Source organism: Paenibacillus sp. GM1FR, assembly GCF_002803315.1.
Classification (GTDB): domain Bacteria; phylum Bacillota; class Bacilli; order Paenibacillales; family Paenibacillaceae; genus Paenibacillus; species Paenibacillus amylolyticus.
Genome location: NZ_MKZL01000063.1, coordinates 183,517 through 209,977 on the forward strand (window position 1 = coordinate 183,517; position 26,461 = coordinate 209,977).

A 26,461-nucleotide genomic window follows, 5' to 3' on the forward strand; every position below is an offset into this window, starting at 1 on the left:
TCTATTCTTGGTTAGAAGTTCTCCTATAATTGTACTATTCGTAATCAACATCAAGCGTCAGCGCAGTGTAAACGCTACGTAAAATTTATGTAAATGATACCTCATGGCCGCAACTTTTTCCATCCCTTTACAAAGGTCAATAGACAGAGTAAAGTGAAGTACAGTGTGATTTGGTCCGGTTGCTTGTTCTCATTCCAAATATTATTGATCAAAGGAGTATATAATGAAATCCAACAAACCTAGAACGTTACAAAAAAATATAGAGTTTTTCACGGCTGCACTATCCCAATGTATGGTAAGCGCATGGCAGGAAGACCCGGCTGGCGTCTATTGCGAGGTCGGTTGTGGCATTGTGGAGCGGATCAGTGAAGACAGTGTGCGCATCCGAAACAATGACGGAACCAAGAGCCATTATGCACGAGATATCACGATGTTCCAGACTGAAAAATAATTTTTCGTAAATACGTAAAAAAGACTAGCTTTCCGAAACAAGGTGTTGTATACTCTTGCCACAAGGAAAGGAGGTGCGTCAACATTTCTAATGTCATGTTGAACGTGTCCCTTACCCGATCCACTAGCTCAAATTAAAAGAGTCTGGTGGAGGCGCGGGATACGGATCAATGTTTCAAAAAGCGCCACGGGTAGAAAAGCCGTCTTCGGACGGCTTTTTGTTTTCTCTTTTTCTGTAGAGAGGTTGAGAAAACACCCAAAATATTGGAAATGGACCCTTTAGTAGAGTAAACCAGGATGGCTATAATTAGGATGCAACTCAACCTAAATCCGAGGAGGCATCTTGTAATGTTCAAAAATGTAAGGGGTTTCAAGACATCCATCATGTTGGCTTTTGTTTTGTTATTCACCTCCATCATGTTGCCCGCAGGTCAACATGCCAGCGCAGCACCAAGTTTCGCCAAAGGAGCCGACATCAGTTGGGTTCCCGGAATGGAAGCCCAAGGTTACAAATGGAAAGATAAAAACGGCGTACAGCGCGACATCATTGATATTTTGAAAAAAGACTATCAAATCAATTCCGTTCGCATTCGGGTATTCGTTAATCCTTCGAATGATTATGGGAACGGTTACATGAATAAGGATCGTGCGGCTGCACTCGCACAACGTGCCAAGAATGCTGGCATGAGTGTAATGCTTACCCTGCACTATAGCGATTCATGGGCAGACCCTGGTCAACAAACCAAACCAGCTGCCTGGAAAAACTACACGTTTCAACAGCTCATGGATGCGGTGTGGAACCACACACGTGATGTCATGACGGCGATGCAAAGCAAAGGCGTTACCCCTGACTGGGTACAGATCGGTAATGAAACAAGCAACGGCATGTTATGGGAAGATGGTAAAGCATCTACCAACATGAAAAACTATGCGTGGTTGGTGAACACTGGCCATAACGCAGTAAAATCCCTGAGCAGCGGCACCAAAACCATTGTGCATCTGGCAGGTGGAGATGATAACGCCCTCTATGTATGGAATATTGGTGGTCTGATCAATAACGGAGCTAACTTTGACATGATTGCCATGTCCCTCTATCCTTCAGCTTCCGGCTGGAACACTGCTGTGACAAATACAGTAAACAACGCCAAGGATATGATCAACCGTTATGGCAAAGAGATCATCATCTCCGAAATTGGCATGGACAATAACCAGGCTGCAGCTGGAAAAAGTTTTGTTGCTGCGATGAAAAACCAAATCCGCAATCTGCCAAATGGCAAAGGTAAAGGTGTATTCTACTGGGAGCCTCAGGCTACACCAGGTTATAACAGTGGATATGGTAAGGGCGCTTGGCAGTCGAATATGATGCCGACTGTTGTCATGGAAGGATTTATTGACTAAGTACGGTGGGTAGAAGTGTGGGCTTTGGGGGCAGCGTGGTGGGTGTTCCGGTGGCGGATCGTTCTTATGATCGCTGTTATCCCCAGATTTTTATGAATTCCCCTGATAAGGGGAAAATCCGGGGATAAAGGCGACCGCTCCGCTTCTTCAGAATCGATTCCGCCCCCTCCACTACGTTGCTGCTCCTTGAGACACTTCTAAAACCGTGTGTAGGCAATGGTAAGTAGTAAGGTAAAACAAGAGCTTGAGGCGCTGTTCCCGGGGGGATTAGCGCCTTTTGGCGATGAAGTGCGTTGAGGGGGCAGCGTGCTGGACGTTTCGGGATCGGATCGGGCACTCCTAAAGCGTGTCGCAATCAATCGAGGAGGGGTGCATCGCTCGGGCTGGAGACTGATGTTCTTTTGGCTTACATATGAATATAATAAGTTTATTGAGATAACACATAGGATCAACTTCTAATTGGAGAGGAGACATAAGGATGAGTTTTTTAAAAATGTTCGGTCAGTTAGCTGGGGAAGTTACCGGGAAAGTGTTGGGCGGTAGCGTGAGGGTTGTTGGCGAAATTGCAGGAAGCCCCTTTATCAAAGAAGTCGGAAACGGCGTAGAGAAAGCCACGATTAATACAGGCAAAACCGTTGGACAACTCGCTAGCGGTACATATGATCTTGCCAGTGGTGCAATTCGAAAAGATGATACCGCCATAGACGCGGGGCTTGCCGATATTGGAGGTGCTGTAACCAATACTGCAAAAGGTGTAGCGATATCAGCCAAGTATGTATATAACAGCGGTAAAGATGTTGTTGTGGGCATGAAAGAGGAAGATAAGGACAGAGTGAAGCTTGGTGCCAAGAATCTTTTAGCTACTGCTGCGGTAACAACACTCGCTGTCGGTATCATCGATGCAGTTGATGGGGCTGAAGGTGTGGATACGTCGGAATCCGGATTAGATCACCAATAACACAACAACTGAAGAAAAACAGCTTATTAGGGCAACCAAAATATGGAGACAACTAAATGATATTTTTTCAAGAAAAATCCGTTGTTTCTTCTGAATAAAACATGAGTAGATGAACACCGTTATCACAACGGGCAGATATAAATGAAGATCCGGACCATCCGTGCTCGGTAATAGTTTATTAATATATCTACCTATCGTCTCGTTGACCATCATGAACCCATATATACTACCGATTATTGCTGAAACTGCAAACTGAAATAGTATCTGAACTACAGCCTTCTTTACAAAGAATGGTTCTCGTTTGCGGTAACGGTTATTAACCATCATATATCTGTCGCCTCCTCGTTTTTCTATTTCTCTTTTTGGTTACTATTTTTGATTACTACTCCTGTATTTTACCATAACGTTGATCAGCCTTCCTTTTTAGTTTTTATCGACCTATCGCTCCCCCACAAACAACAAATTGCCCTCTCCACCTCATTGGCAGAAAGGGCAATTATGGCGATACCAGATACCTCTGTTCAGCTTACCTTAGCGAGTCTCGTAGCACGTATCGATGCGGCAGCGTATACGATGAGCGCTGTCCAGATCAGCGCGAAACCAACGAGCAGAACTGGCGAGACCGTTTCCTTGAACACAAACACGCTCAGGATCAGCATGATTGTTGGCCCAATATACTGTACGAAGCCTAGTGTGGACAACGACATTCGAGCAGCCGCCCGTGCAAAGAACAGCAGCGGCAACGCCGTCACCACACCGGAAAGCAGCAGTTCGAAGAACATCGGTGCAGGCAACGTCCATGCCGTTGCTTTTCCTACTATGGCTAAGTATATCCAGTAGCCCAGTGCGACGGGCAGAACTACAGCTGTCTCCGAAAATAAACCCACAGAAGCGTCTTGCTTAATCTTCTTCTTCGCCAGACCGTACAAGCCAAATGACACGGCCAATGAGATCGCAACCCATGGGAAACGTCCGTAGTCGATAGCAATGATAAGCACTGCGACACCAGCGATGGCAATCGCGAGCCACTGTCCACGGTTTGGCTTTTCATGAAGGAAGACAACTGCCAGTAACACATTCAGCAACGGGTTCAAATAATAGCCCAGACTTGTCTCAACGACATGACCGTTGTTAACCGCCCAGATGAAGATAAGCCAATTAATAGCAATTAGGAGCCCACTCGCGGTAAGGGACAGCAGGGTCGAACGACTGGTCAGAATGCGCTTCATGTCACTCCAACGACGTTGGACGGCAACGAAAATCCCCATAAAGACAAATGACCAGACAACCCGGTGCGATAAAATCTCACCTGCCGGTACATTTTCAAACAACTTCCAATACAGCGGGAGAACTCCCCACATGATATACGCAATGATCGCGTTGATTAATCCACTATTCATAACTGTATCCCCTCTTATTGCTCTGATATCTCAACGGATTATACGCCTCGATCCTCATTTAAGTAAAGGGGGTAATAGGTCATACAGGAATCCATGCCTAGTTCAAATGACTTTTTGTTTGAGCAAAAGCTTCACGTTTAGCGCTACCAAATTATGCTTTGCGCTTTTTCTTTCTTACTCTCATGAAGAAGATAAAGATCGCCGCAAATACGACTACACCTACGATAAACAAATCCATATCTTGCTCAAACATAAACCACATTTTGTGTTCTACGTTCACTTGTTGTTTTGGTGGATATCCTTCCCCAAATAGCTCAGTTGCTTGGTTCAAATCATTCATTTCGATGGTCAAACTGCACGGACTACTACTTAATTCGCCATCCACTTCGCTAAAGTATATTAAGTATTTGTTACCTTCCTTGAAATCAAATCCCCATGTGAAATTAGTTGCAATAATTAGTTGAGAGTCAACTTCAGTATTCCAACTCCTCTCAACTTCCACTAAAATATATCTAATTTTCTCTTTGGTCCCCGTAAATCCCTCTTGCTTCAAGTCGACCTTTACTTGCTTTACTTCACCATAAACAGCTCCATCATATATTTCTAACTGTTCTTGGGGGCTTCCCGATTCAACACATGACAAAGCGTTAACATCTTGTGCATTTGAGATAAAGAACACGCTAGATATAAAAAAAATTAACGTGATTATACGAAGCTTCAGTTTTTCCACCTTCTTCTCATAATGTTAATTGGTACATCTTTATTGACCTGTTTAACAGGAAAAATGTTACATTTTTCCTGACCTTTAGGAACAAAATTCAGTCCATCTTTAACTCCAGTAATTTCAAATTCCATTCCGTCGACCTGTTCATATCCTGTAGTAGGAAGCCGTTCAGAAAAGAATCGTCTATGTATGGTAGCGTCACATTTGATCCTATTTTGGTTACTTTCACTTTCCTCCAACATGAAACACACCAATTACGGTTTCACCATCTTTGTCATACAGTGGAATATCCCATCCGTCTGGTGATCTGCTGTTCTGTATCGCAATAGCTTCTTCAGGTGTTTTTGGTTGCTCGCCATCCATGTCTTTTTTCAGCAGATATCCGTCTGTACCATCCACACCAGTAGCCAAGATTAAATCAGGTTCCGTTTCTGGAGAAGTCGCATATGCGGCAGAACCATATGTCTGTCCATTCTTATTTTTCGGATAAAGAGAAGTAATGTGAAATTGATTCATCTTATTTTTAACGTTTGTATATTGGGATAACCCTGAACCACTCGATTCATTCATCATAAAAACCAAAAAGATCAATAGTATAACTCCATTAGAATACATCTTCACAACTGTTCACTCCCTTGTACTTTTGAACTCGCAGCAATTCCAATGAAGAGAAGATGGCTTTCACACAATCAGACTTTCCTCCCAACTTTAGAATAATATAACATAGATTCAAAGGAGTAGTTGGAAGTTGAACGATACTCATCTAACCTATCTAACGTTATTGCAGAACTTCCCTCTTCGATAACATAAAAAAACGGACACCGATCTGTGGAGATCAGCGTCCGTTTGTATGTTCCATATTATCATTTAAAAGTGTTACTTCACTTCGCCAACAACGGTAAAGCGCTCGTTTTTGTGTTGTGGGTTCTCAATCTCATCAACCAAAGCAATCGCATAGTCTGCATAGCTGATGTAGCTGTTGCCTTCGCTATTCACGAGAATAACGTCGTTGCCTGCTTGATATTTGCCGGTGCGTACACCTTCTGGATTAAAGAATCCAGCCGGGCTCAGGAATGTCCATTGAATACCTGAGGATGCTTGCAGATCCTGCAAGTTTTGGCCTTGGTTCGTTGCAGTTGCTTTGTAAGCATCCGGGAATCCCGGGGATTCAAAGACACGCAATGTTTTGGACTCATCTGTGAACAGGCTTCCTGCTCCACCCACCACGATCAGACGAGTGTTTGGTGCATCCTTGAGGATGTTGATCAACGCTTGTCCTACTTCCACATGCAGGTTTTCTTTACCAGCTGGAGCACCAAATGCATTTACAACCACATCGAATGCTTTAAGATCTTCAGCTGTAAGATCAAATACATCTTTCTCCAGCGTATTCAGGCTTTTATCTTCCAATTTGGATGCATTACGAACGATTGCCGTTACTTTATGCCCTCTGTCTGCTGCTTCTTTCAAAATTACACTTCCTGCTTTGCCTGTTGCACCAATGATTGCAATGTTCATCATGATCTCTCCTTTAAATTATCGATATTGTTTATGTTTGAACTTTATATTGTAACTATAGTTGTTACAACTAAGTTTGTCAACCATGCACAATCAGTACACGCAAAAAAGCCCCTGATATCATGCCCGTGCAAAACGGATACAATTCAGAGGCTATCTATTAAAGGGACTACATACTGCTTATTTAAAACAAGATTGGGAAACCGCTGTACAACTCAGTTTCTTAACAATCCTTATCAGGCACACCCGCATCTTCCTTCGTACGGAAAGAAGATCCACATCCACAAGTGGCTACCGCGTTCGGATTATGGATGGTGAACCCACCCGTCATACCGGACTCTTCAAAATCAATTTCGAGACCATCCAGATACTTCAGGTTTTCCTTCTCAACTACAACCTTCATACTCTGAATATCCATATACAGGTCCTCATCGGACTCTTTATCGTCAAAGCCCATGGCGTACGAAAATCCGGTGCAACCGCCCGGTGCTACGCCAAGACGCAGGAACATACCAGGTGTTTCTTGCTGTGCAAGCATCTCTTTCAATCTGTCAGCAGCCGTTTCGCTGATGTTAATCATGCCAGGTCACTCTCCTTTTTCATATAAAATCATGTTCAAAAAGGGCGCTTTTCAGTACCAAGAAGATGGGATGAAGATAGAAATGGAGTAGCGGAGCGTAGGCAAAACTACGTGAGCAACGGACATTTCGGCTGAATCCCATATTCGACGCTGAGATGCCGCTAGGCATCCTTCGTAATCAAAAGCGGACTTTTTGAACTACCTTTCATTAACTCTTCTTTAAATTATACTCCACCCCGTCAAGGGTCTCAAGTCATGTTTGCCTCTTTCCGCGTTCCCCCTGAACTCCTTTTTCTTCCCAGTGTATTGAACCCCCGCGACACGAGGTTTATAATGAATAGGTGGTCGCACTGAAATGTCGATATTTTGCCATGACTTATTCAGGTGACGATCATATATAGAGTTGTAATTTTTTTCACATTTCGAGACTGTCCGCAGTCCCCAATGCATATAGAGTCACAAGACTCACTTTAATGAAAAAATTAGCTTTACGTACGCAGCACACGCTGCACCGGGTAAATAAGAGTTAGTCCATATAAGAAGGCGGCAGTTGACCGCATCTTTGCTATGTAGTTCTGTATACAGATCCTACACACAACTCAAATCCGGTTAAGAACAGGAGGAAACAGTATGTCTACATTGGTAACACCGTTCACAGACAAAAGAATGGCTGAAATCGTTGAGAAAGTGCAGAACGGCGTAAGGCTGAACGTAGAAGACGGCGTATATCTGTATGAAACAGATGATCTGCTAACTTTGGGCCAGCTGGCCAATGAGGCCAACTTGCGGAAAAATGGCAAGAAAGTATATTTCATCGAAAACATGAGTCTTTATTTTACAAACGTATGTGAAGCTCACTGCGCTTTTTGTAATTTCCGTAAAGACCAGGGTGAAGAAGGCTCCTATACATTATCCGGTCAGGAAATGATCGATTATGTGGAACAGCATATTCATCCAGGCGTACGTGAGTTCCATATCGTAGGCGGACATAACAACCATGTTCCTTTTCAGTATTATGTCGATTCCCTGCGTGCTTTAAACGAGAAATATCCGGATGTTACGCTGAAAGCCTACACGGCAGCCGAGATCGATTTCTTCACTCGCATCAGCGGACTCAGTATTAAGGAAGTTCTGCAGGAGCTGCAAAAAGCAGGTCTGAAAACATTGACTGGTGGCGGCGCTGAGATTCTGTCGGATGAATATCGCAAAAAAATGCGTGTAGACAAAGCGAACGTGGATCGTTATCTTGAGGTGCACCGTACTGCTCATAACCTGGGCATGCGTACCCATACAACGATGCTGTATGGATCGATTGAATCCTATGAAGACCGCGTTAACCACATGGTGCAGATCCGTGAATTACAAGACGAGACCAACGGATTCATGGTCTTTATCCCGCTTTCCATGCAGCCAAAAAGTAAAAACGCGAGCATTATGCGTCGTAACTCGGCTTATGAGGATCTCAAAACAATTGCGATCAGCCGTCTGATGCTGGATAACATCGATCATATCAAAGCATACTTCATTAACATCGGTCCACAGCTAGCTCAAGTTGCCCTTGGATTCGGTGCTTCGGATGCACACGGTACAATCGTTCGCGAACGGATTAGTCATGCGGCAGGTGCACTCACACCTGAAGGCCTTACACGTAAAGAGCTCATATGGCTCATTAAAGGTGCAGGACGTATTCCGGTAGAACGTGATACGTTCTACAATGAAATTCAAGTGTACGAATAGGATATACCTCCATCCACAACCAATATTGCACCAGCACCACTCCAGAAAGCAGCTTTCATTATAGGGAGACGTTTGAATTCGAGTGGTGCAAACTGCTGATTAATATCTTCAATTTTCAATATCTACTTTTCAATTATTCAAATCATAACAAAAGGAGCAGCTATGTTATTGCATAGCTGCTCCACAGTTTACAGCCCCATTTCAGTGGGACTGATGCAGAAAGGAAGCCGAGTCATGAAAAATTTCGTCATTCTTGGAGGCGGTTATGGCGGCCTCACCATCATCAAGGAACTTCTGGAGGGTAAAATTCCATCCGATACACAAATTATTTTGGTGGACCGCAGCCCCTTTCAGGGATTAAAGACAGAATATTACGCACTCGCAGCAGGAACCGTATCTGATTATGACCTGCGTATCCAATTTCCAGTGAGCGATAAAGTCACTTACCGTTATGGAGAAGTTACTTCGATTGACCTGGAACAGCGTCAGATTGAATTTGAAGGCCAAGACCCGCTCGTGTACGACAAACTTGTCATTGGACTTGGTTGTACAGACCGTTTCCACAACACACCAGGCGCCGAAGACTACAGCTGTACCATTCAGAGCTTTAGCAAAACACGCGAGACCTACCTGCGCCTTAATGAAGTCAAAGCCTATGGCAATGTGCATATCGTAGGTGGCGGATTAAGTGGTGTCGAGATGGCAGCCGAACTTCGTGAGAGCAGACCGGATCTGAACATCAGCATTTTGGATCGTGGTGAACGTGTATTATCCGCTTTCCCGCAACGTCTATCCGTGTATGTGCATGAATGGTTCAACGAACATCAGGTAGAGACACGCGGGCATATCGCCATTTCACGTGTTGAACCTAACGCCATCTATAACCGGGATGAACAGATTCTAACAGATGCTGTCGTGTGGACTGCAGGCATTCAACCAGTAAAAGTGGTACAGGATCTGGACGTAACCAAAGACCCTCAAGGACGTGTCGTCCTGAATGAATACTACCAAATCCCGGAATATACCGATGTGTATGTCGTTGGTGACTGTGCCAGTGTCCCTTATGCACCTAGCGGTCAAGCTGCGGAAGTACAGGGTGAGCAGATCGCCCATATTCAGCATGCCCTCTGGAAAGGCGAAAAGCCCAATCCACATCCACTCAAGCTTCGTGGCACACTGGGTGCACTCGGCAAGAAGTCTGGGTTTGGGCTGATGGGCAAAACGTCCATGATGGGACGTGTACCTCGTATTTTGAAAAGTGGTGTGCTCTGGATGTCCAAGCGCCATCTCGGTTAGTCGAGATCGAGCTCGTCCCAGACATCGGCTTCGGCAATTTTGGCCAGAATGGCGTTATATAGATCTTCCACTTTGTCCGTGATGACAACTTCACCATTCACCAGTGCAAAAGGAGTCATAGAACATTGGCCGCAGTTGGTGAGGCAGCCGTATTCAATCACGTCATAGTCTGGATTTTCTTCCAGTTGATCCATGACTTCATCTGTGCCAAAATGCATATTATTGGCACAAAATTCAATAATCGGTCTCATATAGGTTCACCTGCTTTGTTTGACCATTTTAATTTGTGGCCATTTGTAATATAATATAGGGGAAAGGAGTTGAAAAAAATGAGCGAAAACGCACAAAGCACCATGTATGATGAAGTAATTGATGTGCTTGACAAACTTCGTCCGTTTCTGCAACGCGATGGCGGTGACGTGGAACTGGTCGACGTGGAAGACGGCATTATTAAGCTGAAACTGGTCGGTGCCTGCGGCAGTTGCCCAAGCTCCACCATTACCTTAAAAGCCGGGATTGAACGTGCCCTTCTCGAAGAAGTTGAGGGTGTACAAGAAGTCGTACAAGTATTCTAATCAATCCTTCACGAAATAAACCTCAAGAGCCTTTCGCTTCGCATGAAGCGGAGGGCTCTTTTTTTGTGTGCATATGCAGAGAGTCCATGTTCACAGTCACCTTGACCCGTTTCCACGTACAATCCTTCAATTCACCTTTTAAGTATCCTCGCGCTGTATGGTCGGACGAATCGGATCAAGTCCTCCAGATACATCCATAATGTTGCCTGTTATAAAATCGGAATGATCAAGACACAGATACGTAATCACTCGTGCAATATCTTCACCGCTGCCTGGGCGCCCTCTTGGCGTTTCCTCGTCGGTGATGCCTGCCATTTCATCAATCGTTTTCTCTTTGTTCGCACCACGAATGTCACCTGGACATACCATGTTAACCGTAATTCCATACGGGGCTTCTTCAACCGCGAGTGTCTTTGTGAACGAAACCAGCCCCACCTTGGCAGCCGCATATACGGCGCGATGAGGCCAAGATCTCGCTTCTCCAGCATGACTGAAGCCAAAATGGATAATGCGTCCCCATTGCTTGCGTCTCATCTCTGGCAATACACGCTGATCCAGTAACATCGGTCCCAACAGATTTCCCTGCACAAGCATCTGGACCTCAGCTTCAGAATAATCCGCAAATAATCGTCGTTCACGGACAAATGGACCTGCGTTATTCACCAAAATATCAATGTTGCCCAGCTTACCTTCCACCTGCTCAACCAATGAAGAGATATCTTCCACCTTGGATATATCAGCCTGGATGGCAATGCACCGCACACCCTTGGCTATAATCTGAGCCTTTAAAGCCTCAGCTTCTGTTCTGCTGTGTACATAGTTGAGGGCAATATGACACCCTTGATCTGCCAGACTGAGGGCCGTCATTTTACCAAGACCTTTGGCACTTCCCGTTATGAGGGCAATCTTTCCCTTCACGTTCATCCCCCTCTTCAAAGAGCAGTCACTATCCAGTATAAAAGATTTATCGTCCTCCTACAACTCGCTTATCCACAAGGGATTATTCACCTTTAATTCCAAATATATCTTGATTGAAATTAAACACCTATGGTACTGTCGAGGATATAACCTGAAAGGACCTCTACACGAATATGAAGAACAAAAGATGGATATTATTTCTTACACTTTTAATGTTGAGTTTATTCACAGTCTCTAGTGCCTTACAGGTATCAGCGGCAAGTGAGAATGAGCCAGCACCTGATGAGTACGATTGGATTACTGGACCAGGATCTGTCTCTTTGGACGGTAAGGCCACCCTGGAAGTCCCTGAAAGCCATTCCTATCTGGATAAGCCCAATACCCAACGCTCGATACTTAACAGTGATGGGAAGCCTAACGGGAATGAAATCGGAAGCCTAACCAGCAATAGCGAATTCGGCTCGTGGTATGTAGTGTTCGAATACGTAAAGACAGGTCACATCCACGATGACGATCAAAATTTGAATGCCGAAGATCTGTTAAGCAGTTATATCCGAGGCACAGAAGAAGATAACAGAGAACTTGATCCTGAATATAGAACGTACATAACGGGGTGGGAAATCGAACCGGCATATGACAGTACCAAACATCAGTTGGTTTACTCCCTTGGTTTCAAGAATGCTGATCAGCAAGCCATGGTCAATTACAATGTAAAACTCCTGACACGCGAAGGGTACATCACAGCCATTCTGGTTACAGATACGGCCAACTTTCAACAGAGCCGTCAGGCATTCGAGGAAACCGTACTTCATAAGCTTAGCATCAATGCAGGATACACCTATGAGGAGTACAATGCTTCGACTGACAAAACATCCACTATAGGGCTCAACAGTCTTCTGATGGGCGGGATCGGGTACACAGCTTCCCAGAAATTCAGTGCTCTTCTTTTGCTCAAAAAAGGATGGGCTTTGATCCTCGTTGTCGTCCTTGGGTTAATCGGTTGGATCAGATACAAGATCAAAAGCTCACACGGAGAAGAAGAAACACTCTCTCCCTCCGAGAGAACGTACCTGCAAGAAGCAGATGAGCAGCAGTATGCTGATCAGAATGAATTATCCTACTACCGCCAATCTGGGCATCCATCCAACGCGGAGAAACAAGATAAGCCCTAACCCATCCTTTTTTGATCCCCACGTCAGCACAGATTAGGAAACATAAAATAAGCCGTATATCTCTTCTGAAGAGATATACGGCTTATTCTTAATAGCTTCACATCATATCATACATATCGTGAATTATTCAGTTGCAGGTTCAACTGCACCTTTATAACGTTCTTTGATGAATGTTTTCACTTCTTCGGAGTGCAAAGCAGCAGCCAGTTTTTGGATTGCATCTGCATCCTTGTTGTCCTCACGGGAAACGAGGATGTTTGCGTATGGGTTACCTTGCAGATCTTCGATCAGCAAAGCATCATTCGCCGGATTCAAGTTCGCTTCGAGCGCATAGTTAGCGTTGATGAATACCAGATCCGCTTCATCCAATTGACGAGGCATCATGGCTGCATCCAGTTCAATGATATCCAGGTTCTTCGGATTGGCTGTGATGTCTTGAATCGTAGATGAGATATTTGTGTTGTCTTTCAGCGTAATAATGCCTTCCTTCGCAAGTAACAACAGTGCACGTCCACCATTGGATGGGTCATTTGGAATTGCTACTTTTGCGCCATCAGCCAATTCATCCAAAGACTTAATCTTCTTGGAGTATCCGCCAAAAGGTTCAACATGAACAGGTGTTACAGAAACGAGGTTGAATCCACGTTCTTTATTCTCTGTGTCCAGATATGGTTGGTGTTGGAAGAAGTTTGCATCCAATTTTTTGTCAGCAAGTTGCTGATTGGGTTGAACATAGTCGTTGAATGTAACGACTTGCAGACGGATACCTTGTGCTTCCAGTTCAGGCTTGATGCTTTCCAGAATCTCTGCGTGTGGTGTAGGTGAAGCTCCAACTTTCAATTCAACTGTACGAGGTGCACCTGCTGAATTGTCTGCGCCGCTATCGGCGTCCTTGTTGTTTCCGCAAGCTGCGAGAACCGCAATCAACATAAGACTAAGTAGAGCAAAAGACCATTTTTTCATGTGTAAAACCCCTTCTCTAATCATTTTGTCATGTGGCGTCCGCATTATTGCATAACCATCATGTTATCTATGTGTTATTTCCTGGTGAAAAATGTAACCAAGCGATCTCCAGCCATCTGGAGAATTTGCACTAGAATGATCATCGACACTACGGATATGATCATAATTTCATTTTGATAACGGAAGTATCCATAGTTGATTGCCAGTGTTCCCAGACCTCCACCACCAACCATGCCCGCCATCGCCGTATAGGAGACGAGCGTAACAATGGTGATCGTTATACCCGCAAGCAGTCCAGGCAGCGCCTCAGGCAGTAACACCCGTCTTACAATCTGTCCGGTCGATGCACCCATCGACTGTGCCGCTTCAATGACACCACGATCAACTTCTCGCAACGTCGTCTCCACCAAACGAGCAAAATAAGGAGCTGCTGAAATCACCAAAGGAGGTATAACGCCGAGCACCCCCGTAGCTGTACCGACGAGTATACGAGTGAATGGAATAAGAGCAACAATCAATATGATAAATGGGACTGAGCGCAAAATATTCACAATCAGGGATAGTATAGTGTACACTGCCCGTGACTTAATCGAAGCAGATCGGGCTGTCATGAACAGCAGTACTCCGAGCGGTAAACCTAAGATAACGGTAAACAAGCCTGATACACCCAAAATTTGCAGTGTCTCTATGGAAGCTTTACCAACCTCTTCCCAACGTACGGTTGAAAAATCCATCTAACGAAGCACCTCCACATCAAGTCCCTCAGCGGTTAATTCTGATATCGTCCGATCAATCGCATTTGAATCACCCTCGAACCGAACGGTCAGCTGCCCATAAGGAACCTGTTTGATCGTAGAGATTGTACCTTGCAGGATGGCAAAATCCACGCCTGTTTTACGTACCGTTCTAGACAAAATCGCTTCATACGTTTTGTTACCCAGAAAGGATATCTTCACAAGTTTGGAAGCAGCACCTGCCTGCAATTCAACGCCTGCATTTGCCAGAGCGGTCTCTTCCAGAGCAAGTCCAGCTTCATGGTCACGCATCATGAAGTCCCGCGTAATCGCATGCTGCGGCTTCAGGAACACGTCTGTTACAGGTCCTTGTTCCACAATGCCACCTTGATGAATGACAGCCACCTTGTCACAGATGTTCTGAATGACATGCATCTCATGTGTGATCAGCACAATCGTTAGGTTGTACTTTTCATTAATGTCGAGTAATAACTTCAGGATTGAATTTGTCGTCTGCGGATCAAGTGCCGAAGTAGCCTCATCACAGAGAAGTACATTTGGATCACTTGCAAGTGCTCTCGCAATCCCTACACGTTGTTTCTGGCCACCCGATAATTGAGCCGGATATTTGCTGCTGTGGTGCTCCAGACCAACCAGTGCAAGCATTTCCTTCACTTTGCGATCAATGGCATCCTTGGGTGTATTCACAAGCTTTAGTGGAAAAGCTACATTGTCATATACCGTTGCCGAAGATAACAGATTAAAGTGTTGAAAAATCATCCCGATCTTGCGTCTCTGTTGCTGCAATTCGGTTTTGCTCAGTTCAGTCAGGTTGATTCCGTCGACCCATACCTCACCCTCCGTAGGCCGTTCCAGCAAATTAATGCAGCGAATCAATGTGCTTTTTCCAGCTCCGGAATGGCCAATCACACCGTAGATTTCACCCTTTTGGATGCTCAAATTCAGCTCGGATAACGCTGTTGTAGATTTTGCCCCTTTGCCGTACGTTTTCGTTAAACCTTTTAATTCAATCAATCGCACTTGCCCCTTTCCAAACACCTACATGTATCTTTACCCGATCTAAAGGAAAACTCCCCTTAAGTACAAAAAAAGAGCCCTTTGCAGATACAAAGAGGGCTCTTCACGTGAAAGAATATACCTTCTCATCTGCCAAAATCGTGTCTTGCACCATTTTGTAGGAATTAGCACCTAACATCTATAACGAATGATACATGTATCATGTCATTACAAATCGGTTGCCGGGCTTCATCGGGCCTGTCCCTCCGCCGCTCTCGATAAGAAATATGTTGTTGTAGGATTTTATAAGTTCATGTAGTTTATGCTTTATAATGTGAACGTAACTTCCGAAATATCAGTTATATCCATGTAACATTCGATTGAAACTCAGTATATTCCAAGTATTCCGATTTGTCAAAGGGAATTATTTCTTTTCCATATTTTATTGATATAACTATAAGAGGCTGTTAACGTTTCACAGACCATATCCACGCCCTGACGCATTTCCTGCACATGCTGATTCAGATCCTCCAATTTCACTTTACCTTGCAAGGTCTGGTGTAACTGCCACAGGTCATCGTGCATTTCTGAGTTCATGTAGTGAATTTCCATATTACGTCGCTTGCGCAGCTTGCTCATCGGTTCACGATAAGAGTCCTTGATCTGTATTAATTGCAATGCAAGATCATGATGCTCCCTTGCATAGTCGAACTGCCTTAACACAGTAAAATAAGAAAAATGCGCTTTGGTATTGGAAGTATTCAGCTGGAATATTTCATTTAATACTGTGCCGACTTTATCCAGAATGGCAAAGCAGCGGATAAAGCCATCTTTGTAGAAATACACATAACGTGCATACTCGGCTTTTTCAGTCGCCGTCATATCATCCGTTGAGCCTGCAACGACCTTTTTGCGAAAATGAGCAGCAGCGAAACAGCTTTGCTCCAGTTCATCCAGTGAGGAGATGAGTCCCTGAGTCCACACATACAGTTTCCGATAGTCATGCGTGGGATCATGGTCCACATGCATTTGTCGTTGAAATAGCTCAAGCGTATGCGCCATTGCGTCCATCGCTGCCTTCAATTTACCTTCGTTTATACGTGGCTTTTCCCCCAACAACGTTCGCAGCATATCTAACCTCCTCTTTTCCAAATCAACAAGAATTCATCACCGTAAACGAAACATCATTCATTCCGTGTAATTGCTGCTTGCCATAGGTTGCCCTGATCCCTCTGACATCAAACAAAGTCCACCTGTCCAATGATGTACATATCACTGGATGGTGGACTTTCATATTTAGCCCAAGTACCTTTGAAAAAGAATGGATCTATATCTTAGAAACGATTAGCCGGGCGATGTAGCTTGTACACCAGGAAACTCATATACGTTAAGACTCCAAACAATATGGCGATATCCAGCATATGAGCAAGAGCTACGAACATGTATACTTCCGGACGGTTCATTGTCACCATCATGAAAATACCAATGACTACTTGCATCAGAATAAGAACAACGGATACCACACCCAGAGTACGCATTTCCTTGTTGTCCGGATGATTACGGTAAGCGAAATGACCCAGGATTGCGATAACAATCACGAGCGACGCAGCTGCTGCACGGTGAGCAAAAGCAACCGCTACCCCACCCGAAAGCTCAGGAATAATCTGACCGTTACAAAGCGGAAATCCAGAACATCCACCGGCAGAATCCGTGTGACTCACAAATGCACCTGTGTATACCACGAGATATGTGTAAATGGTGGAGAACCAGACCAGATTCCTGAATTTTTTGCTAACCCGAGGGTATTTATTCAGGCGCTCCAATCCGCCATCTTTGGCCTCCTGCCTTATGCCCAGCGCCATCATTAGAGAACTCGCAAAAGCAATCAGTGCAAAACCAAAATGCAGTGCCATGACTGCTGAAGATTGGGAGAAGACAACGGCAAAAGCCCCCATGATTCCCTGGACGATAACAAATACCAGAGTTAAGAAAGAAAACAATTGCAGGTCACGGCGTGACTTGCCAAACCGCAGAAAAGCAACAAACGAGGCAATGGACAACAGTCCAGCCAGTGCACTTACAGCGCGATGGGAATATTCAATGAGTGAAGCCACAGTATGTGCGGGAACGAGTTTTCCGTTACATAAAGGCCATTCTGTTCCACAGCCAAGGCCTGATTCCGTTTTGGTTACGATGCCTCCACCAAAAGTGGCCAGAAACATGACAAGACAGGTTAATACGGTTAACCATTTAAACAAAGTTAAGTGTTTCAATTTTTTCTCACCCGCTGTTGGTTTAAGATGGCGAAGAATATTCTCCGCTTGTTTCGGTACTTTGACACTTATTTCACAACTAAATTCATTATACCGGATAAAATGTTCATTGACGTCGCGCTTTGTGACAAAATGTTAACGTCTGGTGAAATAATGACCCGCAGGTCATTGAGGATATGTACAGAAACGTTTCTTACATAGAACGTGTCGAACACACAAACGCCATTTCCCTATTTCAAGAGAAATGGCGTTCTTTTTATTATACCCTTTTACAACATGAACCTGTCATACTTTTATATAAGTTCATGAAACATTTACACAATAACGGAGAGGACAGAAATAACCAGAAGAAGCGGAGCGTTCGCCTTTATCCCCGGATTTCTCCCCTTTATAAAAGGGATCAAAGAAATCTGGGGATAACAGCGATCGGAAGGTTATTCTGGCATCGTAGTGCCTGTGTGATATTCATCATTTGAACTTATATAACATTATTTATGGATCGTGTTGTACACCTCAACTGCGCGATCCAGGAACTGCTCAATCTCTTCTCTCGACTTGCGCAGCTTGTTCACATACCGTACGAGTTCGCGGCCATCTGTATATGCCACAAAGCTCGGAATACCAAGAATATTCTGCTCTTCACTAACCGTTCCAACCTGATCCACGTCGACCTCAATCAAGGTCAGTTCACGTGCATATTTCTCTTCAACCTCAGGCATAAACGGATCGATGTATTTGCAGTCACCACACCAGTCTGCCTTGAATACGGCAATCGTCAAACGTGGGGATTGGATGGCTACATCAAAAGCCGGTTTGGAAGTAATCTGTTCCATTCGGTTCATCTCCCTTTCTGTACCTTGTCTTACCCTAAGTGAAGCAAATTGGCGAGTGGAAGTCAAATAATCAGCGCATACTTAGAATAAACCACATGGTCTGTGAAATTAAACCCAGAACATCATGAAAGGATGTCACATCATGACTTCCACCAGAACCGATTCTTCCAGCGAACAACATCACGGGTCCCTCCTGCAGATGGTCCGTTCCATTCCGGGTGCTGCCCGGGAAATCTGGCGTGGCAAACAGGCTGCATGGCAAGCTTCAGCACAGCTTCGTCACCCTTTGCGTGACATCGAGTGGGATACCGATACGGCAGCTGCCTTACAGTCTGAGGTGGAGCGTTCGTTACCTGCCAGCGGCAAGTCTTTTGCACGCACGGACCAGGTTCAAAGTGCACTCGTCTGCGAAGAAGATTGCATCATTCTGGAAGAGATTAAGACACTGACTCAGGAGAATAATCGGAGTAATATCACCCGCACTTCAGCCTATCTAGAATGTTATGAGCAATATCCCGAACTGCATTGGGCACTGCTTGCCCATATGGTCTCTCGCAACGGCGGATATCACATGACAGATCTTCAGAGTGACTTAATGCATAATCTACAGAATCAAAGCGATCGCGAGCATATGTACCGGCTGCTGGAGCGGTGCAATGCACTCATTTTCCAGGATGCATATCCCCAGCTTCTGCTGTATATGAACAGTCGCCGGATCGGACGTAGCTGTTTCCATCTCTTGTCGCACTTTCACATATCGGCGTTTATGACACCGTTTTGGGAACGCTTTTGGCTGGAACGATGCAGTTCACTGCTAAGTGTGGCATTAATTATTAATGAGCAGAACTATATCGAGAGCCGGGTGGTGCAGCATCCTTATTTTCAAAAAGAAGTACTATCCAAACCCGCATTCCATCTGCATAATCTGGCCGGTCTGAATCATATCGTCTTTCCTCTTGGACGGGGAGCAGGACTCGCAGGACGCGTCATTGAACATTTTGGCAAACTAGATGAGCGAATCATGTTTGGCAAAGGCCTATATGCACTATTGTTTGGCGTGGAGCAAGTACACACACAAGTGTTGGAGTTCGCACGTTCGGTTCCCCATCGTGGCTCGCGCGCTGAATATTGGCCTGGCCTGTTTACTGATCGTGAAGACGAGGCGGGTGAACATACACTTTATGCTCAGGAGCTCCTGGATGAAGAATGGCTTCCAGAAGGGCAACGATTATATAGTCCTGAACTGCTCTCCGTATGGGGGGACACGCCTTATGAACCGATTACCAGACATGACTGGCTTCAGACTCGGGATTGTCTCGGTTATCTGACGGCACCGCGTCGGCCATGGCTGTTTGAGATGAGTCACGAACACCGGTATGGCATGCTGAAAACAGCACTGGCTCATGATGCTAAAGCTATCACACACTAATGCTGAAGACTATATAAAGCAGGCAAAGACGGATGATGTGATGTCCGATGTACCGCTAATCCTCGCTTGTTGGGCTAATGTCGAGTTCAGTCGCTCAGCACTCCTTAACTATATAAAAAGCCCTGTCCGCTTAACAGCAGACAGAGCTTGTATCCTATTTTCACAAAATATTGGAGCTTGAATGATGCTCCTTGCATTTTTAACCTCTTTGCCCAGCTCCACGTTGAAGACGCATAAGTGGACGAAGAATTTTTTGCAGAATGCGAGGGTAACTGCCCAGCTCGTCCTTGCGCAGTACACGCAGCACAACCATGAGAACCAGATACACCACCACAACAAGCACACCAACCACAAGGCAGGTAAACAAGAAGGATACACGCGCTGGCAGGAACAGTCCAAAGATCGTATTCCCAATCCAGTTCGTTGCAAATCCTACACCTGCTGCAAGCAACACTGTAATGATAAACCCTTTCCAACGATCTCCCATGATGGAGAAATCAACGATTTTACGAAGGACCCGCAGATTCAGGTACGTGATGACCAAGAAGCAGAGGGCCGTTGCAATAATGATGCCGTAAATGCCGAAGATCGGCGCCAGAATCAGACTTGCGATCAGTTTGATCACAACACCTGCTGCGACACTGATCATCGTAATCCGCGGTTTCCCTACCCCGAGTAAAATGGAGTTGGTGGTCATCATCGTAATCTGGAAAATGGTACCGAATGTTAACAAGGCAATGATCGGCGTTCCATCCAGATTGGTAAACAGCAATCCGTTGACCGAATACGCTGCCGCACAAAGTGCAATGACAATCGGCATACCTGTCAGAATCGAAATGCGCAAGGCAAGTGTAACCTGACTTTTCAGATGCGCTTCATCCTTGCGGGCAAATGCTGCCGATATGACAGGCACCAACGATTGACTCAAAGCGATAGCCAGAATCGGAGGAATACCCGCAATACTTTGGGCTTTCGCACCCAGGATCGCAAGTACACCAGTCGCTTCTTCGAGTCCGATCTGACCACTAAGCAGTGGTACCACAAGGGATGAATCGATGAAGTTAATGGCTGGAACCGCAAGTGAAGACAGCACAATTGGAATAGACAGCTTGAAGATATCACTGTAGATACCTCGCATCGGTAACTGCTCTGCACGCTCGTAATTCAATTGGGCCGCACGGTCGCTACGACGCAGCTTCAAGGTGAAGTACAGCATGACACCAAAGGCACCCACACTTCCTAATACCCCACCAAATGAAGCACCCGCAGCAATCGTCTGGTCATCATAATTCCATTGCAGCATGACATAAGCCACGATAACGGCTGTACCTACACGGGCGAACTGTTCCACGATCTGTGAAATACCGCCTGCTGTCATGTTGCCGCGTCCCTGGAAATATCCTCGCATCATTGCAATAGCCGGGAAAAGTAGTAACGCTGGAGCCAAGGCGCGAATGGCGCTGACCGACTCCGGTACTTTGGACACATACGTGGCATAATAAGGTGCCGCGAACCACAACAAAGCAGACATGACTACCCCGGCAACAGCGGCAAAGATCAAGGCTGCACGGTAGATCTGTTGGGCTTCACTCGCGCGTCCGAGCGCATAACGTTCCGATACCATTTTACTAAGTGTACTCGGTATGCCCGCCGTTGCTACAGTTAACAGCATTAAATATACCGTATTGGAGATCGTAAATGATGCGTTACCGATATCGCCGAGGATATGCTCCAGCGGCACCCGTTGAACCAATCCGAGTACTCTTGCGATCAGCGCAGCGGCCGCCAGAATGAGCGTACCCCTAATGAATGTTTCTTTCTTAGACAAACGAATTCCCCTTCTTTCCTCCACACCGGACGTGCATCCCGTTGAAGCTAATCCTGAACGTTTAGGCGAATCTTACCACCCAGATAATAAAGAGAACAATCATGACGATTTGCAAAATAATTTTCATCACAGTACTCGTAAATAGCCCCACAACGGAACCAAATCCAACTTTCGACGCTTTGGAAGGTGAAGACCCTCCGATCAGTTCCCCGATAAATGCACCGATAAATGGTCCCAGCACCAGTCCAAATGCCGGAATGACAAATGGCCCAATGATAACACCAATGGTACTCAGCGTTGTTGATAACTTGGAGCCACCGAACTTCTTCACGCCCCATGCACTGACGACATAATCAGCCACAAACAACACAACAACAATCAGAATCTGAATGATCCAGAACCACACACCAAACGGATCAAAGCTGAAGAACCAGCCGTAGACCAGAAACGCGAAGAAAATCGCTACAGCACCAGGCAGTATGGGATATACCGTTCCAGCCATCCCCACTGCAAACAGCAGCACAATTAAAATCCAGGCAACGGTTGCAAGCAAAGGTTACTCCCCCTTCAAAATATGTTCACGGATCACTTCAACAATACCGTCTTCATTGTTACTCGCTACGATCAGATCAGCCGCTTCCTTGACCTGCTCCTGCGCATTGCCCATTGCTACACCCAGACCCACCGCCTCAATGACAGCCAGATCATTCAAACTGTCTCCAACAGCAACAACTTCGGACATCTCTATGCCCAGCAGCTTGCAGACTTCCGCTACACCACTGGCTTTGGATACGCCAGCAGGGTTGATCTCAATATTAACGGGTGAAGAATTCGTCATTTGCAGGCCACCCATTTGTTGCAGTTCCATCATGATCTGGTGACGAACTTCATCCACTTCCGTATTAAAGCCGAATTTCAACCATTCCAGACCTTCAATGTTGTCCGTCCAGCGGTCACGATTGAAGAGTTCTTCCACGGAGTATGCCCAGTACCAGCTGTTATATTTCTCACCAATTTCCTGCATTTTGCTAATCAATGCCGGGTCCATCAGATGACGCATATGCAGATCATGCGGGGCTTTCCAGACCTCACTACCATTAACAGTAACCATCGGTGTCTCCAGCCCAAGCTGGACCGCATAAGGCATCGCGTGGAATACGGCTCTTCCTGTGGAAAGGCACACATGTACACCCCGACGAATGGCAATTTGAATCCACTTGGCCGTCTCCTGTGTAATTTCATGATTATCGTTAAGTAATGTTCCATCCATATCCAATGCAAGCAATTTGTATTTCAGTTCACTCATACAGTAGTTCCTCCTAGGTTGTCTCTCTCCAAATTGAACTCATGGATATCCATTCAGGCACTACGCGGGCAGAAAACCTTTCGAGTCGTAGTATCTTTGTTTTAGAATTACCTTTTTCTTTAGTGTGTTGAGATTATACGAGGTAACCGTTACGTGTACGGATCGTCTTCCGATCGCTGTTGTCTCCAAATTTTCTAGATTCTCTCTTCTTAAAGGTTAGAAATTCGGAGACAAAGGCGAACGCTATCGCTTCTTCAGATCGATTCCGTCCCCTTCACTAGATCACCTTTGTATTTAGAGCTCATAACACCTAACATCAAGAAGGAAATTCATAAACAAATTTCCCTTCTCTAGGTCCTTTCTGCCCTCTCCGTTCCACAATGGTTCTCCAGTTCAACTTAAAGGTTCTCTTTATCTAATTTTAAAATTCTTTCACAACAAGATCGCCCGGCACCCGTAACAACGGACGCTCCGGACGTCACAGCTAACGACATTTTACCACAGATCATCTGTATGCAACAAAATAACCCGTAATCGGCAGGATGACGCTACATTATCAATTTATATTGCATATGTTATATCCGGTTGCCCTTGTCAAAGTAATACGACCAGACACGCAAAAAACCGCCTGCGATGCAGACGGCTTCTTATAATTTTATTTATTCACCTGTTATTCACTTAAACTTCCATTACCTTGCCGCGAATTTGCGACGAGCGTAACGGAATACGATGCCATGTTTCGGTGACAGCAGCAGTGCAAGAACAAACAGAATTCCAGCAACAGCTACCATACAGCCCGCAATGGAAGCATCCAGGGCGTATGCCATGATGTAACCTCCAACCGAGGATGCTGCTCCGATTAGGACGGCATACAGAATCATTTTGCCCAGACGATCAGTGAGAAGGTAAGCCGCCGCCGCAGGTACAATCAGCATGCCCACAACGAGAATCGAACCAACACTCTCAAATGAAGCTACGGACGTCATCGAAACGAGTCCCATGAGCAGATAGTGGAACAACACTACTGGAATGCCGCAGGCCGCAGCCAGCGCCGGATCGAAGGCACATAGCTTGAACTGTTTGTAGAACAGCCCAATGACGACGAGGATGACTAGTAAAGTGATACCTAGCATCCAGACCGCCCTCGGCCCGACATCCGTACCCCCAAGGGTTAGCGTATCCCACTGTACATAAGCGATCTCACCGAACAAAACACAGTCCAGATCCAGATCAATATGCTGGGCGTTCAGACTAATCAGAATGACCCCTACTGCGAAGAGTGCTGTGAACACAATTCCGATCGAGGCATCAGACGACAGTCCACCCGCCTGCAAACTCTGTATGAAGAACACCGTCAGTAGTCCAAACACCGTTGCACCAAGTAGCATCCACAATGAATCTCTGGAACCACTCCACAGGAAAGCAATCGCAATACCGGGGAGAACTGCATGGCTGATCGCATCACCGACCAGAGCCATTCGCCGCAGAATCAGAAAACAACCGAGGATGGCGCAGGCGGAAGAAACCAATACGGCCGTTAAGATAATCCAAAACGTTGCCATTACATCTCCCCCCGTTCCTGCTGATTTCGCTGTGTGGCGAGAGTCTGGAGTGTAGCCCGCTCTTCACGCATATACGCCGATTTTGCCTGAATACTACGTAACCGTCGAGCTAATAATCCACGACGCGGAGCCAGCAAGGCTGACCCGGCAAACAACACCGTAGCCGCAAGAACGGTTACAGGTCCTGTCGGCAGATTAGGTACAAGCGTACTGAAGATCGTGCCTGTTGCACCACTCAATGCACCAAATATGCCTGCCAATACCACCATCAGTGCAAGTGAGTCGGTCCAGCACCGTGCCGCTGCTGCTGGAGTTACCAGCAAGGCTGCAACAAGCACCACACCAACGGCCTGAATTCCTGCAACCACCGCGATCACTGTCAAGAGCAGAATGAGCTGCTCTAACATGGCAACTGGCAGACCCATACCACGTGCAAATCCCGGGTCAAAACTCACCAGTTTGAATTCCTTGAACCAGGCAAGACAGGCAATCAGTAATACTAAACATACGCCACCCATGACATACACATCCGTCATGACCATGGATGCCGCCTGCCCAAACAAATATTTATCGAGTCCGCTTTGACTTCCGCTCGCCCCATGCTGGATGCGCGTCAGCATCACTACACCAACCCCGAAAAAGACGGTCAGCACAATTCCCATCGCCGCATCCTGCTTGATCCGGGAGTAGCGTGTAATCCACGAGATTCCGAAGGTAGCGACAATGCCAGCCACCAGAGCACCGAACAGAAACAAGCCTACGGACTTCGTTTCCGTCAACATAAATGCAATACAGATCCCAGGCAGAGCAGCATGAGCAAGGGTGTCCCCCATCAGGCTCTGTTTACGAAGAAAGGTGAAGGAGCCAATAATCCCGCTACTGAATCCTAACAACAGACAGCCAAGCAATATCCAACGTGTATTGGGGTCAGATAAGATGGCAACGATCCAGTTCCACATGCACTACACCTGGCCTTTCTCCGTCCGGCTTCCGATCATCGCAATCCGGCCTCCGTACGTCTCTTGCAGTGTATCCGGTACAAATACTTCACTTGTCGGTCCACCTGCCACCAGTCGTCCATTGAGTAGTAGCACATGGTCGAAGTATTCCTCGACTGTCGCTAGATCATGGTGAACGACCAGTACCGTCTTGCCTTGTTTCTTCAACTGTTCCAAAAGCGAAATGATCGCTTTCTCTGTGGTGGCATCCACACCTGCAAATGGCTCATCCATGAAATACAGATCTGCGTCTTGCACGAGTGCCCGCGCCAGAAAGACACGTTGCTGCTGTCCACCGGACAACTGACTGATCTGGCGGTACATGTAATCACCCATGCCGACTTGCTCAAGGCAGTGTGCCGCCAGGTCTCGCTCCTTTTTCCCCGGACGACGGAACCAGCCTAGATGACCATACCGTCCCATCATCACCACATCGAGTGCATGCGTTGGAAAATCCCAGTCAACCGATTCCCGTTGGGGCACATAACCGATGCGGCGACGTTGTTCCCTGTACGATTGACCGAAGATCCGTACCTCTCCATGCATCTTCGGTACCAGTCCCAGAACGGCTTTGATCAGTGTTGATTTCCCTGCGCCATTTGGGCCAAGAATACCGATGAGCTGTCCTTCAGGGATATCGAAGGATACGCTGCTAAGCACCGGCTTTTTGTGATACGCAACAGCCAGATCCCTCACACTAAGAGGAGCCGATGTTGGCTGCGTTCCTTGCAAGTGACTATTGTTCAGTTTCGTAGGAGTTTGTTTCAATAAAGTTGTATCTTCCATAATCCT

General features: G+C 45.9%; 27 protein-coding genes and 1 riboswitch. Of the genes, 8 read left to right on the forward strand and 19 right to left on the reverse strand.

The annotated features are described in order from the left end of the window. Window positions 1–223: 223 nt before the first annotated feature. The 3 genes from PAEAM_RS28780 (at window position 224) to PAEAM_RS28790 (ending at window position 2,806) form a co-directional block, all read left to right on the forward strand. On the forward strand, window positions 224–451 hold the full coding sequence (locus PAEAM_RS28780) for a hypothetical protein (RefSeq protein ID WP_017692425.1): 228 nt from the start codon (window positions 224–226) through the stop codon (window positions 449–451). Window positions 452–798: 347 nt separating this feature from the next. Further along, a complete protein-coding gene (locus tag PAEAM_RS28785) occupies window positions 799–1,848 on the forward strand; it encodes a glycoside hydrolase family 53 protein (protein WP_100529768.1) in 1,050 nt (349 codons plus the stop codon). A gap of 478 nt (window positions 1,849–2,326) precedes the next feature. Then, window positions 2,327–2,806: a hypothetical protein gene (locus PAEAM_RS28790; RefSeq protein ID WP_100529769.1), complete on the forward strand. Its 480-nt coding sequence runs from the start codon at window positions 2,327–2,329 to the stop codon at window positions 2,804–2,806. A gap of 521 nt (window positions 2,807–3,327) precedes the next feature. Here the strand turns inward: PAEAM_RS28790 and rarD are convergent. The 5 genes from rarD to PAEAM_RS28825 form a co-directional block, all read right to left on the reverse strand. Beyond that, window positions 3,328–4,206 carry an EamA family transporter RarD gene (gene rarD / locus PAEAM_RS28800; protein ID WP_017692421.1) on the reverse strand — a complete coding sequence of 293 codons (879 nt, stop codon included), beginning with the start codon at window positions 4,204–4,206 and terminating at the stop codon, window positions 3,328–3,330. A 151-nt stretch (window positions 4,207–4,357) separates the two neighbouring features. Continuing rightward, on the reverse strand, window positions 4,358–4,936 hold the full coding sequence (locus PAEAM_RS28805; RefSeq protein WP_100529770.1) for a hypothetical protein: 579 nt from the start codon (window positions 4,934–4,936) through the stop codon (window positions 4,358–4,360). A 219-nt stretch (window positions 4,937–5,155) separates the two neighbouring features. Next, window positions 5,156–5,503, reverse strand: coding sequence for a hypothetical protein (locus tag PAEAM_RS28815; protein WP_165790092.1), 348 nt, complete (start codon window positions 5,501–5,503; stop codon window positions 5,156–5,158). 303 nt (window positions 5,504–5,806) lie between these two features. Beyond that, complete coding sequence (locus PAEAM_RS28820; RefSeq protein ID WP_036605754.1) at window positions 5,807–6,448, reverse strand: NAD(P)-dependent oxidoreductase; 642 nt, start codon at window positions 6,446–6,448, stop codon at window positions 5,807–5,809. 223 nt (window positions 6,449–6,671) lie between these two features. Further along, a complete protein-coding gene (locus PAEAM_RS28825; RefSeq protein WP_036605753.1) occupies window positions 6,672–7,028 on the reverse strand; it encodes a HesB/IscA family protein in 357 nt (118 codons plus the stop codon). 630 nt (window positions 7,029–7,658) lie between these two features. On the opposite strand from PAEAM_RS28825, the gene mqnE reads away from it, so the two are divergent. Next, on the forward strand, window positions 7,659–8,765 hold the full coding sequence (mqnE, locus tag PAEAM_RS28830; RefSeq protein ID WP_047841294.1) for an aminofutalosine synthase MqnE: 1,107 nt from the start codon (window positions 7,659–7,661) through the stop codon (window positions 8,763–8,765). Between the two features lie 234 nt (window positions 8,766–8,999). Continuing rightward, the gene (locus tag PAEAM_RS28835; protein WP_036673332.1) at window positions 9,000–10,061 is read left to right on the forward strand and encodes an NAD(P)/FAD-dependent oxidoreductase; all 1,062 of its coding nucleotides are present in this window, start codon (window positions 9,000–9,002) and stop codon (window positions 10,059–10,061) included. On the opposite strand, the gene PAEAM_RS28840 is transcribed toward PAEAM_RS28835, so the two are convergent. Further along, the gene (locus PAEAM_RS28840; RefSeq protein WP_036605750.1) at window positions 10,058–10,312 is read right to left on the reverse strand and encodes a YuzB family protein; all 255 of its coding nucleotides are present in this window, start codon (window positions 10,310–10,312) and stop codon (window positions 10,058–10,060) included. The genes PAEAM_RS28835 and PAEAM_RS28840 overlap by 4 nt on opposite strands. A 78-nt stretch (window positions 10,313–10,390) precedes the next feature. On the opposite strand from PAEAM_RS28840, the gene PAEAM_RS28845 reads away from it, so the two are divergent. Continuing rightward, window positions 10,391–10,636, forward strand: a complete 246-nt coding sequence (locus tag PAEAM_RS28845; RefSeq protein ID WP_017692412.1) for a NifU family protein — start codon at window positions 10,391–10,393, stop codon at window positions 10,634–10,636. 138 nt (window positions 10,637–10,774) lie between these two features. On the opposite strand, the gene PAEAM_RS28850 is transcribed toward PAEAM_RS28845, so the two are convergent. Next, a complete protein-coding gene (locus tag PAEAM_RS28850) occupies window positions 10,775–11,554 on the reverse strand; it encodes an SDR family oxidoreductase (protein WP_100529771.1) in 780 nt (259 codons plus the stop codon). Window positions 11,555–11,766: 212 nt separating this feature from the next. Here PAEAM_RS28850 and PAEAM_RS28855 point away from each other — a divergent pair, with 212 nt between their 5' ends. Beyond that, window positions 11,767–12,726: a DUF2167 domain-containing protein gene (locus tag PAEAM_RS28855; RefSeq protein WP_165790093.1), complete on the forward strand. Its 960-nt coding sequence runs from the start codon at window positions 11,767–11,769 to the stop codon at window positions 12,724–12,726. Between the two features lie 123 nt (window positions 12,727–12,849). On the opposite strand, the gene PAEAM_RS28860 is transcribed toward PAEAM_RS28855, so the two are convergent. The 6 genes from PAEAM_RS28860 to PAEAM_RS28885 form a co-directional block, all read right to left on the reverse strand. After that, complete coding sequence (locus PAEAM_RS28860; protein WP_036673328.1) at window positions 12,850–13,689, reverse strand: MetQ/NlpA family ABC transporter substrate-binding protein; 840 nt, start codon at window positions 13,687–13,689, stop codon at window positions 12,850–12,852. 74 nt (window positions 13,690–13,763) lie between these two features. Next, window positions 13,764–14,423, reverse strand: a complete 660-nt coding sequence (locus PAEAM_RS28865; protein WP_036673326.1) for a methionine ABC transporter permease — start codon at window positions 14,421–14,423, stop codon at window positions 13,764–13,766. Next, entirely contained in the window at window positions 14,424–15,458 is a 1,035-nt protein-coding gene (locus PAEAM_RS28870) for a methionine ABC transporter ATP-binding protein (RefSeq protein ID WP_100529773.1), read from the reverse strand. It lies immediately after the preceding gene. Window positions 15,459–15,583: 125 nt separating this feature from the next. Beyond that, a riboswitch (SAM riboswitch) is annotated at window positions 15,584–15,725 on the reverse strand. 129 nt (window positions 15,726–15,854) lie between these two features. After that, the gene (locus tag PAEAM_RS28875; RefSeq protein WP_047841300.1) at window positions 15,855–16,571 is read right to left on the reverse strand and encodes a Cthe_2314 family HEPN domain-containing protein; all 717 of its coding nucleotides are present in this window, start codon (window positions 16,569–16,571) and stop codon (window positions 15,855–15,857) included. A 203-nt stretch (window positions 16,572–16,774) separates the two neighbouring features. Continuing rightward, window positions 16,775–17,662, reverse strand: a complete 888-nt coding sequence (locus PAEAM_RS28880) for a COX15/CtaA family protein (protein WP_243391500.1) — start codon at window positions 17,660–17,662, stop codon at window positions 16,775–16,777. A gap of 539 nt (window positions 17,663–18,201) precedes the next feature. Beyond that, entirely contained in the window at window positions 18,202–18,546 is a 345-nt protein-coding gene (locus PAEAM_RS28885) for a thioredoxin family protein (RefSeq protein WP_017692403.1), read from the reverse strand. A gap of 142 nt (window positions 18,547–18,688) precedes the next feature. On the opposite strand from PAEAM_RS28885, the gene PAEAM_RS28890 reads away from it, so the two are divergent. After that, window positions 18,689–19,975: a DUF2515 family protein gene (locus PAEAM_RS28890; RefSeq protein WP_100529774.1), complete on the forward strand. Its 1,287-nt coding sequence runs from the start codon at window positions 18,689–18,691 to the stop codon at window positions 19,973–19,975. Window positions 19,976–20,174: 199 nt separating this feature from the next. Here the strand turns inward: PAEAM_RS28890 and PAEAM_RS28895 are convergent, their stop codons facing one another. From PAEAM_RS28895 to PAEAM_RS28920, 6 genes are all read right to left on the reverse strand, one after another. Next, the gene (locus PAEAM_RS28895; RefSeq protein ID WP_100529775.1) at window positions 20,175–21,803 is read right to left on the reverse strand and encodes a putative polysaccharide biosynthesis protein; all 1,629 of its coding nucleotides are present in this window, start codon (window positions 21,801–21,803) and stop codon (window positions 20,175–20,177) included. A gap of 61 nt (window positions 21,804–21,864) precedes the next feature. Beyond that, window positions 21,865–22,305 carry a DUF456 domain-containing protein gene (locus PAEAM_RS28900; RefSeq protein ID WP_047841365.1) on the reverse strand — a complete coding sequence of 147 codons (441 nt, stop codon included), beginning with the start codon at window positions 22,303–22,305 and terminating at the stop codon, window positions 21,865–21,867. Between the two features lie 54 nt (window positions 22,306–22,359). Further along, entirely contained in the window at window positions 22,360–23,109 is a 750-nt protein-coding gene (locus PAEAM_RS28905) for a Cof-type HAD-IIB family hydrolase (protein WP_100529776.1), read from the reverse strand. 689 nt (window positions 23,110–23,798) lie between these two features. After that, window positions 23,799–24,671 carry a metal ABC transporter permease gene (locus PAEAM_RS28910; protein WP_076328977.1) on the reverse strand — a complete coding sequence of 291 codons (873 nt, stop codon included), beginning with the start codon at window positions 24,669–24,671 and terminating at the stop codon, window positions 23,799–23,801. Continuing rightward, window positions 24,671–25,630 carry a metal ABC transporter permease gene (locus PAEAM_RS28915; RefSeq protein WP_017692397.1) on the reverse strand — a complete coding sequence of 320 codons (960 nt, stop codon included), beginning with the start codon at window positions 25,628–25,630 and terminating at the stop codon, window positions 24,671–24,673. The genes PAEAM_RS28910 and PAEAM_RS28915 overlap by 1 nt, the downstream gene beginning before the upstream one ends. Window positions 25,631–25,633: 3 nt before the next feature. Continuing rightward, the gene (locus tag PAEAM_RS28920; protein ID WP_235193917.1) at window positions 25,634–26,455 is read right to left on the reverse strand and encodes a metal ABC transporter ATP-binding protein; all 822 of its coding nucleotides are present in this window, start codon (window positions 26,453–26,455) and stop codon (window positions 25,634–25,636) included. Between the last annotated feature and the right edge of the window lie 6 nt (window positions 26,456–26,461).